The organism is Bacillus sp. IBL03825 (genome assembly GCF_024712505.1).
GTDB lineage: Bacteria > Bacillota > Bacilli > Bacillales > Bacillaceae_G > Bacillus_A > Bacillus_A wiedmannii.
The window spans coordinates 59,231-74,790 of the sequence record NZ_JAMXKE010000003.1 but is presented as its reverse complement, the minus strand read 5'-3'; the positions used below and the strand labels follow the sequence as shown (position 1 = coordinate 74,790).

13 protein-coding genes and 1 pseudogene are annotated in these 15,560 nt (G+C 33.4%); 11 read left to right on the top strand and 3 right to left on the bottom strand.

The annotated features are described in order from the left end of the window. Positions 1-101 precede the first annotated feature (101 nt). Together repX and NHG49_RS29865 are read right to left on the bottom strand one after the other, a co-directional pair. Entirely contained in the window at positions 102-1,409 is a 1,308-nt protein-coding gene (gene repX, locus NHG49_RS29870) for a plasmid replication protein RepX (protein ID WP_258127068.1), read from the bottom strand. A gap of 19 nt (positions 1,410-1,428) precedes the next feature. Further along, positions 1,429-1,764, bottom strand: coding sequence for a hypothetical protein (locus NHG49_RS29865; RefSeq protein ID WP_043314595.1), 336 nt, complete (start codon positions 1,762-1,764; stop codon positions 1,429-1,431). A 612-nt stretch (positions 1,765-2,376) separates the two neighbouring features. On the opposite strand from NHG49_RS29865, the gene NHG49_RS29860 reads away from it, so the two are divergent. From NHG49_RS29860 to NHG49_RS29845, 4 genes are all read left to right on the top strand, one after another. Continuing rightward, positions 2,377-2,982, top strand: a complete 606-nt coding sequence (locus tag NHG49_RS29860; RefSeq protein ID WP_002166823.1) for a MerR family transcriptional regulator — start codon at positions 2,377-2,379, stop codon at positions 2,980-2,982. An 87-nt stretch (positions 2,983-3,069) separates the two neighbouring features. Further along, positions 3,070-3,366, top strand: coding sequence for a transposase (locus NHG49_RS29855; RefSeq protein ID WP_002135468.1), 297 nt, complete (start codon positions 3,070-3,072; stop codon positions 3,364-3,366). Between the two features lie 8 nt (positions 3,367-3,374). Next, on the top strand, positions 3,375-4,256 hold the full coding sequence (locus NHG49_RS29850) for an IS3 family transposase (RefSeq protein WP_258127067.1): 882 nt from the start codon (positions 3,375-3,377) through the stop codon (positions 4,254-4,256). Between the two features lie 214 nt (positions 4,257-4,470). After that, a complete protein-coding gene (locus tag NHG49_RS29845) occupies positions 4,471-4,692 on the top strand; it encodes a hypothetical protein (RefSeq protein WP_002139742.1) in 222 nt (73 codons plus the stop codon). Positions 4,693-4,757: 65 nt separating this feature from the next. On the opposite strand, the gene NHG49_RS29840 is transcribed toward NHG49_RS29845, so the two are convergent. After that, positions 4,758-5,066, bottom strand: coding sequence for a hypothetical protein (locus tag NHG49_RS29840; protein WP_002166822.1), 309 nt, complete (start codon positions 5,064-5,066; stop codon positions 4,758-4,760). Positions 5,067-6,073: 1,007 nt separating this feature from the next. On the opposite strand from NHG49_RS29840, the pseudogene NHG49_RS29835 reads away from it, so the two are divergent. From NHG49_RS29835 to NHG49_RS29805, 7 genes and pseudogenes are all read left to right on the top strand, one after another. Beyond that, positions 6,074-7,216: pseudogene (locus tag NHG49_RS29835) on the top strand (hypothetical protein). Between the two features lie 706 nt (positions 7,217-7,922). Beyond that, positions 7,923-8,876 carry a hypothetical protein gene (locus NHG49_RS29830; RefSeq protein WP_258127066.1) on the top strand — a complete coding sequence of 318 codons (954 nt, stop codon included), beginning with the start codon at positions 7,923-7,925 and terminating at the stop codon, positions 8,874-8,876. A 19-nt stretch (positions 8,877-8,895) separates the two neighbouring features. Next, on the top strand, positions 8,896-10,389 hold the full coding sequence (locus NHG49_RS29825) for a CpaE/TadZ family protein (protein WP_258127065.1): 1,494 nt from the start codon (positions 8,896-8,898) through the stop codon (positions 10,387-10,389). 16 nt (positions 10,390-10,405) lie between these two features. After that, entirely contained in the window at positions 10,406-10,855 is a 450-nt protein-coding gene (locus NHG49_RS29820) for a hypothetical protein (RefSeq protein WP_016102700.1), read from the top strand. 31 nt (positions 10,856-10,886) lie between these two features. Next, positions 10,887-11,285 carry a DUF4320 family protein gene (locus tag NHG49_RS29815; RefSeq protein WP_002166817.1) on the top strand — a complete coding sequence of 133 codons (399 nt, stop codon included), beginning with the start codon at positions 10,887-10,889 and terminating at the stop codon, positions 11,283-11,285. A gap of 195 nt (positions 11,286-11,480) precedes the next feature. Beyond that, complete coding sequence (locus tag NHG49_RS29810) at positions 11,481-12,935, top strand: S-layer homology domain-containing protein (RefSeq protein ID WP_258127206.1); 1,455 nt, start codon at positions 11,481-11,483, stop codon at positions 12,933-12,935. 139 nt (positions 12,936-13,074) lie between these two features. After that, positions 13,075-15,417, top strand: coding sequence for a hypothetical protein (locus NHG49_RS29805; protein WP_258127064.1), 2,343 nt, complete (start codon positions 13,075-13,077; stop codon positions 15,415-15,417). The last annotated feature ends 143 nt before the right edge of the window (positions 15,418-15,560 follow it).

The following is a 15,560-nucleotide window of genomic DNA, read 5'->3' as shown; positions in this document are numbered from 1 at the left end:
ATTATTCAAGAATTATAACGGATTTTTTGCGGGGGAGAATTAATGTCATTAACGATTGAAATAGAAAAAGACCGACAAAATTTAATTTGTCGGTCTTTTGTTTAGAATGATAATTTCTTTTTTGCTGGTTGTGAATCGTCGGCTACTTCTACTTCAGGTTCAGCACCAAAATTCAATTTTTTCTTTTTAGGTTTTTCTTCTTGTACTGAATCATCAAATGCAAAAAGTTTATTTAAAACAGCATTTGATTTCTTAGAATTAGCTTGTTCACGCTCTTCTTTAATTCTTGTAATCTCATCAATAATATCACTCACACGTTTTGGTAATGGTAGCCCTGCAACAACTGAATAGAATTTAACTATATCCTCTTCTTTTTTCGCTGTATGTTTATTTACATATGGAGCTATAGGACGTTCATCTACGTATGGAGTTCTTTCTTTTAAGAAGTTTTCCATCTGGTTAAGGAATGAGAAGTTATATAATCGACTAGCTCGTAGCGGTGATGTAACGATAGATAGTGCACTTTTTTTGGCACTTTCTAGCTCTTCTCTTTCTGTATCGTATAAAACTCCTTTTTCTAGTGCATTCCCTAGTTGAGTCAAGTAACCTAGTGGGTTTTCAGTGTCTAATTGATTTGATTTTAGCTCTAGTTTTGCTAAAGATAAAACGCCTGGTGTATTAATTACCTGAGCAAATTCACTTGCATCAAAATGTGTATCTGAAAACGGTGTAAATGATGAAGTAACTAAGTTAATCTCATGTAATGCATCAGCAATATATTTATTACTATAGCTAGTATATTCGTTCGCTAATGCACTTGGGTTTTCTTCTTCAAATTTTCTATATAGTTTAGCATTATCTATTAATACAATTGAACCGAAAGCGTCTTGGTTCATAGCAATGCTACGAATACGTGAAGCTGCATTTTCTAATACTTTTAAAGCCTCAGCATCTCGAGGTAAAGTTAGTAACAATCCAAAATTGTAATCATGTTCATATAACATTTCGATTGCCTTTAAAAGTGCTCCAGTTCCTGTTCCACCACCAAGACCACAAGTAATCCAAATGAAGTCACGATCTTCAAATTCCTGTTTAACTGCTTCGAAAATCATTGTTCCATGCTTTACAAATGCTTCCTCACCAACTTGTGGATTACGAGCCGCACCTTGTTCATATCCTTCTAACTGAATTTTACGGACATTTCCTGTATTTTTAATCTCAATTTTATTAAAATCTTGGCTATTTGTATTAACAAGAATCGCACGATATGGGTATTTATTGTTTTTAATCTGTGTTTCTTTATTTGCACACTCCGCTGCGATTGCGCATCCTCCCATACCAAGTCCTAAGAATCCAAATTTTAAACTAATATTTCCTTGGCTTTCGATTTCTGAAAAATTGCCTGCCATATGTATATCCTCCCTTTATTTAGTTATTATTTTTAGCGCGTTTTTCTAATTCTTTAATGACTACATTACCTAGTTTGCTGACCTGATAAATACGAACTCTACCTAGTTGCCTAAAAGTTATTAAACCAGCACCCTCTAATCTTGCTGTCATTATGTCGAGTGAATATCTTGAAGGAAGTATTTTCTTCCCCTCATAATTCCCCTCATGTTCAATTTGGTATTCTTTATGAAATTTATTTACAAATTCCCACAAGCCTTCTTTGTGCATAGTTCCTTCCAAATCTAAAACTCTTAAGGCCCAGATGCCATCATTTAAGGTATCACACAGAGTATCTATAATTTCTTGGCTACTCATTGATATATTTGACACTAATTCCACACCACCTTTAATAAATATTAAAATTATGTATAGATACAAAAAAGAAAAATTAATATTACGGAAATTCTTCCCGTAATAAACGCCGTATATACTTAGGCATATACTTCCGAAGTATCGTATGTATTAACTATAATATATCTCTGATATTTAATCAAGAACCTTTTAAAATCAAGGGTTCCAATACTTCCGAAATATATTCCGTAATATAAACCGCATTATGCACCGAAGTATATACGGATTATACTTCCGAATTCACTACGGTAATGTATTCCGCTATATGTAACTTATAACCATCGGATGTAACTGCACATATGCAAAAACTCATTGTTATATGAGGAGATATATTTACGATATGCTGAGCTGATTTTGTACATATTGAAGTATTAATCACGCTCATCCAACTAATCGCCGCTCAACAACATAGGTATTTTTGATACATAACCCAAAGATTGAGCAATGATTGGTTGAGTGATCAGGTATAAAAACTCATGATATTTTAAGTAATCTATAAAGGTGTCCTTTTAGTTTCTATAGAATTTCTATATAATGTACTATAGGACAGGCAACATATAGTTAGGTGGTGAGCAAATGATTGATGAACAGTTAAGCGATGGTTATTATCGTGTATCTGAAGTAGCAACCATGCTTGATATACCCGAAAGTACTCTTCGCAGATGGTTGAATGATTTTGATGAGTACTTGAACATTAAAAAAGAACGGCAACTTAAATATGTTCATGAGGATAGTATTGATACAGTAAAAAAAATAAAACATTATTATTCAGAGTCAAAGAAAAAGCACGAAATTGTAGTGCTTTTAGATATGGATCCCACTGTTATTCGTAATGTTTATGCTGAAGAGATTGATGACGATGATGAGCAAAAAGAAACATCGCTAGTTAAAGCACAACAGGTAAATACAGACTTGATTGAGGCTTTGACAGAAAAAATCACTGAGGAAGTTACAGCTAAAGTGACCGCCGAATTAACAAAGCAAAATATGGAATTCTTCGCTGCTGTAGCTAAACAAAGTCAGGACAATTTCGATAGAATTAATAAACGTCTAGAGGAACGTGACGAAAAACTAATGAGCACTATACGATTAATTCAAGAACAAAAAAGTGCAAATGCTCAGAAACAAGAAAATACTGAACAAAAAGGCGGATTTTTCTCTAAGTTTTTCGGGAAAAAATAAAAGAGACTATCATTTTGATATGATCCCCTTATAGTAGACAGGAAAAAGAAAGCACATTAACCTGTTTACTATGGAGGGGATTTTTTCATGGGAAAAATTAGAGTCACTTACGATGTAGAATTTAAGAAACAAGCTATAGATTTATACTTAAAAGAAGGCATGAGCTATAAAACCATTGCGAAAGAATTAGGTATTCATCACTCGGTTGTAAGTCGTTGGGTGAAACACTTTGAAGCTGAAGGAATCAAAGGACTAGAAGAAAAACGCGGTAAAGCGAAAGGACCAGGTTTAGGTAGACCAAGGGTTAGACCCGAAGATCCTGAAGCTAAGATCAGACGATTAGAAGCGGAAAATGAAATGTTAAAAAAGCTCTTAGGGATGTAAAAGGAGGAATGAAAGTCGTATCCAAAATAAAAAAATTCGAAGTCATCCATGAAATGACAAAAACAGGTTATACAGTGACCATTCTATGCGATATTGCTGGTGTAACCAGAAGTGGATACTACAAATGGCTAAAACGGCATACGACGCCTTCTAAAAAACAATCAGAGGATATCGAAATTAAGAAAAAGATATTGGAGTGTCATAAAAAATTAAGAGGAATTTATGGATATAGAAGAATACAAGTGTGGCTGAAAGCCACATATAACCTTCATTTGAACCATAAGCACATCCAAAGATTGATGAGTGAACTAGGTATCAAAGCCGTAATTAGGAAAAAACGACCTTATTACGGAAAAAAAGAAGCTTATGTGATTTCAGAGAACCATCTAAATAGGGAGTTTCAGGCTTCAAAACCGAATGAGAAATGGGTAACCGATATTACCTATTTGATTTTCAATGGACAGCGCTTGTACTTATCCGCTATTAAGGATTTATACAATAATGAAATTGTTGCCTATGAAACTAGTCGTAGAAACGACTTAAAGCTTGTGTTAGATACGCTTAAAAAGGCAAAGAAAAAACGAAATGTGAAGGGAATCCTCTTACATAGTGATCAAGGATCCCAGTATACATCTCGTCAATATAATCAATTACTTAAAAAATATCAGATGAAGGCAAGTATGTCTCGAAGAGGCAACTGTTGGGATAATGCTTGTATGGAAAACTTCTTCAGTCACTTTAAGGCAGAGTGTTTTCATTTATACTCCTTACGTAAAGCGAATGAGGTCAAACTTGCCGTGCGTAAATATATGCACTTTTATAATCATCAAAGATTTCAAAAGAAATTAAATAACCTGAGTCCATATAAATATAGAACTCAGGTTGCTTAGTTGCGCTTTTTAAATACTGTCTACTTGACAGGGGTCACTGCATTTTGATAGTCTCTTTTATTTTCTAAATCCTTAGGACACTTAGTATCTTTTACTGAGACTAAATTCATTAATAAATAACATGATTAATTCAAAGTTATTATGTTAATTCTGTATATTTTTATGTAAAATCATAATATATAGAATTAACATATATTTACAGGAGTTGATACATATGTGGAAAAAGATTAATAATTATAAATATCACCTAAAAGATTTAAAATTCATGACTTGGCTATTTCCCGCTATTGGCTTGTTATATGCTTATGAATTCTTCTCTGGTATAATGTTCGACCAGGAGTTTCGTTGGCTCAAATTATTATGCACGATCATAATGATTCTAGCATTTATGGATATTAGAAAGAAACTTAGAAACAAAGACTATAGAACAACGTGATGCAAATGGAATCCTTATGGGTTCCTTTTTCTTTACAAAATAAAAAAGTAACGAATTCGCTACTTTTATTTCTTCCAATCTTTGAAATTGGCATACTTCATATATTCTTTTTTAACTATTCCTTTATACCATTTATTCTTACTTTCAGGTCTAGAAGGTTTTTTGTTATATTCATTAATATCTCCGTCTACATTAAGCCATTGTGGATTTTCATAAGCATATTTGTAGATGAATTGTCTAGCTTCTTTTAGTGAACTAAATTCTCCTAAATGTAACTTTGGTTTAGCGGTTCTATATCCATATACAAAATAAGTTGTACCATGTTCCCCTATAGTTTCAAAAAATGGTTTTGGTATCAAATCAATTCTTCTCATTTAAACATCCCCTTTATAATAACCATAGGTTTATTATACAAATTAAGTACTATTAAACTATTGTTCTGCCAATCAATTTACGTTAATTCTCAGAACAATAGTTTAATAAACATGTTTATTACTACAACTGTATACTTTGCTGTTTATTCGAGAGTTAATTTTGTAACTAAAAAACCTATGATTGATTCTCAACCACTCAATCACTGGTCGTTCACTTTTTAAAATGCGAACAAAAAAATATGTAAGTGACTGGCGATTAATTGACTGATTGGAACTATATTTAATATAATAAAATCATTCACTCAATCACCACTCAATCTATTAAGGAAAATTAAGTGTATTATTATTAAGTGACCGGTGATTAGCTGAGTGACTCTTACTAATTAGAGGTGAAATGGCGTCGAAATCAAGGTGGTGTGTTGATTGAGCGACAATTGATTAGGTGAGTGATGTGGAAATGATTGGATTTTAAACCATATTTAGTTGTTTTTTGATTGAGAGGCGATCATGTAGATGTTTAATGTGCAGATTTTCGTTCGTGTTAAGTTCACCAGGTTGTTACTTTTGAAAATCAGCTTGCAACCATGAAAAAAACTATATATGATGTAGTTACTTTGATAATTTCATATTTTTCTAGATATAGATTTATTAATAATAGAACATTTATATAATGTAAAAATAAAATATAATAAAGCAAAAAAAGGTTCATCAGCCCAATGAAATAGCGCCAACTATCTCATTGTGGTTAACCGCGAATCACTGAAACCCTAAATCTTTTTCTCGAGCGCGGTAAACAAAGCTTCTAAACCTTTTTTATTTGCATGAAATTATAAGATAATTTTACTGTATCTTATGTATTTGTGCAACTTAAAAAGGGAATTTCTTGCGTATTTTTAGGCATTGTTTACCGTGGTTATACATGTATTGCTTTTTTAAAGAGTAGTATTTTTGTATACGTGGTATGACAGTGCCTTTTTTGTGCTATTTTGAAAGGAGTTAGCAACATTATGAATACGCAAATGAATTTTTCCCAACAGAACTTTAAAGTACATGGGGTTAAGTTTTTCGATGGATTATTGAACATTGTAAAACTAGAAAATGAACGAAAAGAATTACCATCTTCAGCTTTAGCTACTTATATCTTGCTTCACTTTGAATGTAATGATATTGGTATGCTACCACGTGAATTTCAAATCATGGATCTTGCTAAGAAAAGTGGGATTCCCTACACAACAATTTATACGGGGTTTCAAGTTTGCTTGGAGCGTAGGCTCGTAAAAGAGACACCTGTTGGAAATCGTACTGTATATGAGGTTGTAGATTATGCCTTGTATAACCATACTGCTGCAGAAACTACAAAAACTACAGATATATCACTATCATATTTCCGAATTCCATTTCATCTTATTCAAACAACTATACTTAGTAGTCTTGTAAAGGCTCGTGATAACAGAGGAATTATGTTCCTATTAGGATTAATAAACACTTTTTCGAGAAAAATTGGTATGGAGCATTATAAGCACCAGATTCAAGAATTCGAGATTACAAGAAGAATGGATTTTTTAAAGGACAAATTGAATCGTAATGCAAAGAAGGTACGACAATACATAGAAATTGTAAAACCAATTGTGCAATTTACAGCAATTGATTCTAAGGAAAAGAAGTCTAGCGACTCTCGCATAGCGCGTGTTAGAAAACAGGTGAAACAAGTCATCATTGAAAAGTTCAATGTGGTATTTTCTTTAAACTGTGTAATTGAGAATGATAAATAAGATTTACATAGACCAGTAGCGAAATGCAGAAAGGAAGCAGTATCTCGTTTAAAATATATGGGACAATCATTACGAAAGAAAGATCGTGAAAATATGATGATTGCATTTAAACAGGAAATTGTGGACGTTGCTGCATACATGCCAACAAAGGAAAAACAAAACGAATTACTGATTACCGCAATGACTTATGCATTAGATCAGGTTGAAAATTATACGAAAGAGCAAGAAATATTCTCTATTCCTGCATTTATGCGAGTACAATTTAGAGAATCCTGGTCTAATTTTACGGAAAAAAGCTTGTCTGTAGAAGAAAGAAACGATGTAATGATGAATTATTATAATCAAAATGGTGCTTATCCAGATTTCATAAAATCTTAAAAAATATAGTAAGCAGCAGCCCTTGTTAAAAAATCACATAAAAGCAAGGGTTATTTGGCATGTTCTTTAATTTGAGGATATGTTTTTTTGTTAAGGAAATGTCTTTACCGGCGCTTTTACGTAAATATATAAACAGTTTATGCTGCTTTTGGATACGATTCATTTTGTTTATAATTCGATTCAATACTTGTGATTATCTTAATACTATATATTAAAACCTGTGAATTCTTAGTAATATGATATTTAGCTTCTTAATTTGTGTTTTTTATGATTCACTACTTGTATGTAATGGGGATAGTACGATATGTAATTAGGTTTATTATAAAAGAACGTGCGGTATATAAGGATTTATAGGCACCTGTATTTTCTCTTTATATATAATAATTGAGTTTAGTTATATATCATTCTTGTATTATTTATATAAAATACTTGTATATATTTTTATTTCAAATATTGTTTTCTTTAGATTAGATACTTAGAAAATAAGAAAAATACAAATGAATATATTAGCATTAGGATTTTCTGAAACTGTTGACTTTTAAAATTGAGAGATGTATTCTTGTACATGAACAACAATTCGCTAAGAGGAATATACAAATTAATAGATTCATTCTTTAGCTAAACGGACACACCGAAGGCACATAACCTGCCATCGGTGTGTCTTTTTTTATGTATTAATAACATTTGAAAGGGAGAAATCAGAACTATGAATGAAATTGTAAGCATGAGTAAAGAGAGATTTGCTAAGTATTGTGAGGATAATTCAACGTTTGAAGAAAGTATTAGTCGTATCATTAATCATTACTTTTTATTGTTAGGTAACAAAGCTAATATCCTACAAGAAAGGGAGTTTAATAACGAAGTTGAAGAAAAGAAATGTAAGAACAATGTAAAGCGCTTTGAAACTCTATTCCCAGCAGCAGCCAAGAATGCATTTTTAAAAGGATATCAATTATGCTTTGAGTTTGTACATCATCCTGAAACCCACATTCCAGAGGAGCTATATACTGATTCGAATCTTATTAAAGATATTCCTTTTGCTTTAGTAAATGCATCTGAGTTTGAATTATATGAAATCATTCGAACAGATGAAACACAGGAATTTAGTGTATTTGCAATACGAACATTTGAGGGGATTCGTCCATTACTAGAACAAGTATTTTGCGAAATTGCATTTGCTGGCGCTGAATGCGCGTTTGAACACGAACGATTGGAAAAAGGATTGGAACTAGTAAATGGGGATACTACTACTTTAACTAAAGTTCCTGTAGATCGTCTTTTTACAATTACGCCTTCAGTAAATGGAGTTGTTGTGCATGCGGAAGAACATTGTGAGATTTGGAATCTAACTTGGAATAGCGGAGTAACGATAGACAATCCTTTCATTGAGCTTGCAGAGGTTACATTTATTCATCAAACAAGAGATATGATTCAAAAAAGCATTGAAGATGGTGTTTTATACTACAGAATTCTTTATCTTGATACACCATTAAATGAAATTCAAGATCGACTGGAAATACGAATAAAACTTAATTCTGATTTTGAGGCACCACGACCATTGGAACAAGTTGAAGTGGAGTATATTCTGAATGAGATTTTTGGGAAGATTCATCAACAGGCGCAAATTCCAATTGAAAACATGATTTTAATCCAACGCTAAAAGTTAAAGGAGGTCTACCATGGTCAAAAAAATTGTATTAGCCATCAGTGATACTGTATATACGGCATATTTACGAGAAGATTTTGTTGGCGCGGGATTTGAAGTGGCTGATAGTGATGTGATGCATATTAAATATCTAGATGAAATTCTAGATACGGAACAACCCGAGATTCTATGTATTAATGACAAACGATTAAATATTGATGCGGGACAGGAAGATAAACGTGAATTGATTATCTTACAGAAGTTAAGGGATATACGTTTTAATCGAGATATTCGTATTGTAGTTTTTACAGAACGTGAAAATGATGATGAGTTTTTGGCGAAACTGATTTATCTAGGTATCTATGACATTTTCAACTCTCGTAGAATTGATATTGATAATAAAGTCATCCCGCAGTTGCTACAGGAGTCGGATATTAAGAATGTAGCCGAGATTGTTGGAGCAAGTCAGGCACCGCAACAAACGAAATTACCGGACATTCCTGCTGAGGAAGAAGAGGAAGTGCCAAGTGACTTAGAGGAAGGAAGCAATGATGAACCTGTCTCTAAGTCAAAAATATTTAAAAACAAACAAAAACGTAAGTCTGTACAAGAGGAAACGGTAAAAGCACCAATAATTAAAAAGCAATATAAATTATCGTTTGAACCTGTATATGAGAAGCAGATTGGTATAGCAATTCCAAGGAAAACAATTGTTGTGGCCAGTATGAATAGGAGAAGTGGAGCTACTTTTGTTTCACATCTCCTAGCTGCCTATTTGAATGAACTACAGATTGATGTGAACTATATAGAGAATCTATACGATGAGGGATATACGTATCCACTATTAAAGGGCTACACAGAAGCACCAGAAAATTATCGCAGCGAGTTCATGTTACAGCGCTATAAAGAGATGTTACAGAAGGAATCTGATATATTATCGATTCCAAAGTGGAAGCAAGGAAAGATAAACTTTATCGTAAAGAATCCGATTGTGGACCAAGAATTAAAAAATGAAACAGAGCAGGACTTTGACCATTTTATTAAGGTCTTATTGGGGAACCAAGAAGCACCTATTTCTATTGTTGATGCAGGGAATGATTGGGACAAAGATTTATACCATGAGATATGCGAAATGGCTGATTATATATTCTTTGTAGCGGAACCAGATCTTCATCAAATGTTAAAGATAGCACACCCTCTTACGCAAAAAGAAAGAAAGTTAGTTTCCTACTTAGCATTAGAGAAAACAAAAGTAATTGGGAATAAATTTTCATCATCATTGTTAAAACACGAGGTAGTGGAAGAATGTTTAGGACAGAAGTTATTAGCAGCTATACCACCTTATGGGATTGAGGATGTATTTGAAGCACAGTTGAATAGTAGTACGTTACTATCAAGTCGAAACTATTATAGAGAGTTAGAAGGAATAATGAAGAAGATAGCAGAGTTATTACTACCAAACGAATTGCTGAACCAGAAGAAAAGTTCTATATTAAGTGGATTTCGTTTCCGAAAGACCGAAAATTAAGAAGGGATGATAAAAAATGCAAAAATTTATAATAGCTGCAGGTGCGCTACTTTTATTCATAGGCTGTCTTTTCTTTGTAACAGATATGGTGATTGGGGATACAACACATACTGACAATAAGGCTGCATTAAAGAAAGGGAACAATACTGCCTTATATAAATCAGTAAAAGTCGGTACTTTACGTGCTGAGGAAGAAATAGCCATTGATCCAGAACTAGCAAAGAAAGAGTTCGAGCAGGCGTACAAGCAGAATGCGGCATTCAAAGACCCTGCGTCAAAGCGTGATTTTTCTGTTCATGTTATCCAGGACAAGCCAGCAATGATTGCAGTTGAGGGAAATGTGGATGCAAAGAGCTATCTAAAACAATTTGATGAAAACAAAGGAACAATTAAAAGTAAAGCACGAAACATCTATATTTTTGAGTCTACCTCTGATAAAAAACAACCTGGAGGAAACATAAAATAATAGGGCCAAGAACTGTAAGGAGTGAACCAGTATGCAAAATACCGTAACAACAGCTCTATTATTAACTCTTTTTCTATTCTTTATCTCTTTAATCCCGGAAGGCGTACTATATGGTATTCAATTGGTCAAAGCGCATAATTTTGCTTCTAATACGATAGAGTTAGCTGAAAGAACAGGCGGATTTCAATATAGTTATAATGGGGAAAATGTAGATTTAATCCCTGATATTGAGAAAAAGATGAAGGCAGATAATATGGATGGATGGAAATATGAATTTACAAAAGGACGAGTAGATCGTAACCAACCTCTTTATTTTAAGATTAAATCGGAGCATCAGTTTTATATATTTAAATTGATTGGTGTTGACGGAGTAAAAGCGCCAATTTGGAGCAATCGTGAAGGAGTAGGAAAAGTATTCTTTCGTGAATAGAGCAGACATAATATGAATCTGGTAAGAAAACTATGCTGAGAAAAGTGTAGTTTTTTTGCTAGAAAAATATATTTAAAAATAAATATATAAAAATACTTTACAAGCCTATTTTTATATGGTAATATTTTCCATATAGAACAGCGGTTATAAAAAAACGCTAATCAAATAATTAATATGTTAAAACATCTAGATTTTATGTTTAATTTAGGTACAATAAGAGAATCTATAAAAAAACTAATATATTCGGAGGAACAAACAATGGCTAACAAATTTTTAAAAACAGCAACAGCACTAACAATTATGGGTACATCACTATTAGGAGCAGGAGCATTTACAGCGAAAGCAGCTGATAACACAGATTCATTAAAATTCAATGACGTTCCAGCAAATCACTGGTCTACGAAAGCAATCTATGATTTAGCAAACCGTAAAGTAGTAGCAGGATACGGAAATGGACAGTTTGGTTTTGGTGACAATGTAACTCGTGGACAGGTTGCTCGTATGATTTACGCATACGTAAAACCAGCAGATGCAGATGCTAGTTTCAAAAATCCATTTACTGATATTAAGGGACACATGTTTGAAAAAGAAATCTTAGCACTTGCGAAAGCGGGTCTAGTAAGTGGTTATGGTGAAGGGAAATATGGTCCAGATGATATTTTAACTCGTGAACAAATGGCACAGGTACTTACTAATGCATTTAAATTTAAGGCGACAACTACAACTTCATTTAAAGATGTTGATAAAAACTCTTGGGCGTATAACGCAATTAATGCTTTAGAAGAGAATGGTGTTACTTCTGGTACAGGAGGAAATATGTATTCACCACAAATGCATGTAACTCGTGAGCAATACAGTCAGTTCCTATATAACTCTATTAATGTAATCGAAAAAGAAACCAAACCAGAAGAAAAACCAGAAGTGAAGCCAGACCCGAAACCTGAAACAAAACCAGAGGAAAAGCCAGAAGTGAAGCCAGACCCGAAACCTGAAACAAAACCAGAGGAAAAGCCAGAAGTGAAGCCAGACCCAAAACCTGAAACAAAACCAGAGGAAAAGCCAGAAGTGAAGCCAGATCCAAAACCTGAAACGAAGCCAGAGGAAAAACCAGAAGTGAAGCCAGACCCAAAACCTGAAACGAAACCAGAGGAAAAACCAGAAGTAAAGCCAGAAATTAAATTGCCAGTAGGGTTAAATGAAAATTTAGCAACTAAGGATATGGAATTTAATCAAGAAGCTTTTAACAATAACGTTACTGTTCAAAAACTAGTAACCAAAGAGGGACAAGATATTGTTAGCTCTATCAATCAAAAATATAATACTAATTTAAAGTATAGCGATGTTGGAGTGTACGTTAAACTCATTGATAAAGATATGTATTTACCAGCAGGTTCAATTGGAGCACAATTCTATGTTGATGCAACAGATAAAAATAATTTTGAAATCGTCTTCTTATATAATAATAAAGCAACAGTCGAATTAACTAAGAAATGGGTTACTTTCATAAATCCTGAATTAAATTTAGATAAAGAAATCCAAGAGACAGTAGATGCTCAAGTGATTAATAATTACACTACTCAAAATCATAAAGTTCGTATTGGGCATTCAACTGCTGATAAAATGATGTATATTCAAGTAGAAAGTAAATAAAGTAATTGTAAAGAGAAATAAAATTTGCTAGAATCAATATATAGTTTAATATACGGATTTTAAAATTACGTAAAGGACACACCTTACGTACCAGCCAATGGTACGGGTGTGTCCTTTTTTATATTCAGGAGGAATATTCATGAAAATTAAAAAGAAAATATTCTTTGCTTGTACATCACTACTGTTGACACTCCCTATTTCGGTAGATGCTAAGAATAATGATATTCCCTTCTTCGATGGGAAAGGGGATACTTATCTTTTATCTGGACAATTGCAAATGGAGGGGAAATACTTACGTCCAGGAAAGGGATATGAAGCTGAGCGCTTAATGTATTTATCTGATTTGCATTATCCGGCTGTATATAATGGGGCTTTTAATTGGGAGAATCCATGGGAAAATTTAGTTCAAAATGCCGATTCAAGTGAACCGTATGTACGAATTTCTAATGAAGGTTATATCAATCCATTGGTTATTGTTGGGGATAGGATGATAACTGAGAAAGAACGGATTGATGCGGCGGTTATCGCTAATAAATATTGGGGGAATTCAGAGTTTGTTTTAGAAAATTTAAAATCACATCAAATTGTAAATACAAAAGGTTCAAGATATGGGTTATTCTATTGGATTCGTGATATTGCATATCTTTCTGGTGGATATGCGGGAGCTGGTGGAGTAAGTGGGGTTAATAATTATAACTTATGGTATGTACGAACTAGTAAGCCTGAACTAAAAGATTTTAAAGCGTCTAGTGGGAAAAAAGATGTACCAGTGAAATTTACATTTAACGGTTTCGAATATGTAAGTAAGAATAAGGGATACAATGATAGAGATCCAAATGGGACAACAGTAAATCCATATCAAGCGGCAGCCGGTGAACGTAATCGAGTGAAGTGGATGCTAGATATTACAAAAGATGGCGAAACCGTGCATCATCAAGAAAATTATCTGCGTTCAACTCCGCAAAAAGATAATCAAAAACCAAATGAAGGTGATGCAGGGCAATTTAAGTCAGAAGAACTAAAGTGGCAGCCACAAATGTGTGGTCGTTTTACTGCGAAATTAAAAGTTCTTGATGCTGTTCAGAGGGAATCAAACGAGAAAACCGTTGATTTCACTATAGATGGTAACTGTGGTACTGAAGTAACACCTAATCCAGATTCAGGTGATGAAGATGATTTTAAATATAAAATCGATTTCTCTGCTGACAGAATTGAAGGAGAAACAGCAAGAGAAGGAAAGAATATAAAAACAAGAATAGATGTATCACGTGATAATTTTAAATCAGAGCGTGACCAATATAGAATAAAGGTAAATAATAATATTAATAAATCTCAACAAGAAGTATGTAGTGCTGAATCAGGTAGAGACAGTGCACAGTCTAGTTTAAGTTATTGTCGTAGTAATCCAATTCATGAGAAAGACGAAGAAGGCCATGACTACTATATTGATAGAGACTGCTCTTGGGAAGAAAATAGATTAGATGATGCTGCAAGTAGGCTAGATACAGCAAGACAAAAACTAGAAAAAGAGAAGAATAAAATTAAAAAGTTAGATGTACTAGAAGCGAAATATGCAAATCCTGAAACAGTAGTCGTGCTAAAGCATAACGGACAACAAGTATCATTACAAAAGGTAAGATTAACTGAGGGAGAAAAGAAAACTTTGAACCTTGACTGGCAGCATAAAGGGAAAGGAACAATTCAAGCGGAAATTAACCCTGCTGGTAATCGTATAGATATAGAAGAAACCACATACAAAAATAATCCTATTAAAACAGCTATCTATGCACCGTCACATGAAAAAGGGATGTGTGGTGTAACTAGCGTAAAAGGTGTGGTAGAAACAGTTAGTGAGCGTGTTTCTAAAGATGATACAGTTGGAGAAATGTATTATGAAACATTAAGTGGAAGTATTGATAATCTAGCACCTTCTAAGCTTCATAGTGGATATGGATTCACTTATGAAGTAAACGGAAAATACAAAAATGATTGGAATGCAAATTACCCTGGTGTATTTACAGAAGCAACGGCACAATATCCTTTTGCCGATGAAGGATTAAAAACTACACAAGATTTGGAGCGTGTTTCTAATACTGGACTGGCATCCAAATTCCTACCTAAAAATATGTATTTATCTGAAATAACAGGTCATGTATTTGATAGTAAAAGACCTACTAAGTCTCTATATTGGGATGGGCAGGAAAAGATGATTGATGGGGGACGCAAATGGTACTCGCCATTGAAAAAGAAAGATGGTAAATATACTTTTACTGTTGAAACAACCCCAGCGGGAATTAATGAAATGAGTTTATGTTTGACAAACGAAGTGGAAGTTAAGGGGGGAGCGTATGATGATTTTGTAGATAGAGATGTACTTGCAGATCTTCCATTCCCTGTACAAACACCAGGTTGGAACTGGGTTGGAAAAGAACATATTATCACTGATTTGTCAGACTGGTACTATATGAAGAATAGAAATTAGTTAAGTAGTATTGTATAATAAGTTGAATCGACAAATAATATATCTAGCTTAAACTAGTAGCTGAATGGGCAAACCAAAGGCACATCCCTTAATGGGAGGTGCCTTTTTTTCGTAGAAAGGGGGATTTGAAATGGATAAAAAGA

What these genes read in the sequence shown, in the direction of transcription:
- repX (WP_258127068.1), bottom strand. Translation starts at nt 1,409, where the DNA reads ATGGCAGGCAATTTTTCAGAAATCGAAAGCCAAGGAAATATTAGTTTA.
- NHG49_RS29865 (WP_043314595.1), bottom strand. Translation starts at nt 1,764, where the DNA reads ATGAGTAGCCAAGAAATTATAGATACTCTGTGTGATACCTTAAATGAT.
- NHG49_RS29860 (WP_002166823.1), top strand. Translation starts at nt 2,377, where the DNA reads ATGATTGATGAACAGTTAAGCGATGGTTATTATCGTGTATCTGAAGTA.
- NHG49_RS29855 (WP_002135468.1), top strand. Translation starts at nt 3,070, where the DNA reads ATGGGAAAAATTAGAGTCACTTACGATGTAGAATTTAAGAAACAAGCT.
- NHG49_RS29850 (WP_258127067.1), top strand. Translation starts at nt 3,375, where the DNA reads ATGAAAGTCGTATCCAAAATAAAAAAATTCGAAGTCATCCATGAAATG.
- NHG49_RS29845 (WP_002139742.1), top strand. Translation starts at nt 4,471, where the DNA reads ATGTGGAAAAAGATTAATAATTATAAATATCACCTAAAAGATTTAAAA.
- NHG49_RS29840 (WP_002166822.1), bottom strand. Translation starts at nt 5,066, where the DNA reads ATGAGAAGAATTGATTTGATACCAAAACCATTTTTTGAAACTATAGGG.
- NHG49_RS29830 (WP_258127066.1), top strand. Translation starts at nt 7,923, where the DNA reads ATGAATGAAATTGTAAGCATGAGTAAAGAGAGATTTGCTAAGTATTGT.
- NHG49_RS29825 (WP_258127065.1), top strand. Translation starts at nt 8,896, where the DNA reads ATGGTCAAAAAAATTGTATTAGCCATCAGTGATACTGTATATACGGCA.
- NHG49_RS29820 (WP_016102700.1), top strand. Translation starts at nt 10,406, where the DNA reads ATGCAAAAATTTATAATAGCTGCAGGTGCGCTACTTTTATTCATAGGC.
- NHG49_RS29815 (WP_002166817.1), top strand. Translation starts at nt 10,887, where the DNA reads ATGCAAAATACCGTAACAACAGCTCTATTATTAACTCTTTTTCTATTC.
- NHG49_RS29810 (WP_258127206.1), top strand. Translation starts at nt 11,481, where the DNA reads ATGTTTAATTTAGGTACAATAAGAGAATCTATAAAAAAACTAATATAT.
- NHG49_RS29805 (WP_258127064.1), top strand. Translation starts at nt 13,075, where the DNA reads ATGAAAATTAAAAAGAAAATATTCTTTGCTTGTACATCACTACTGTTG.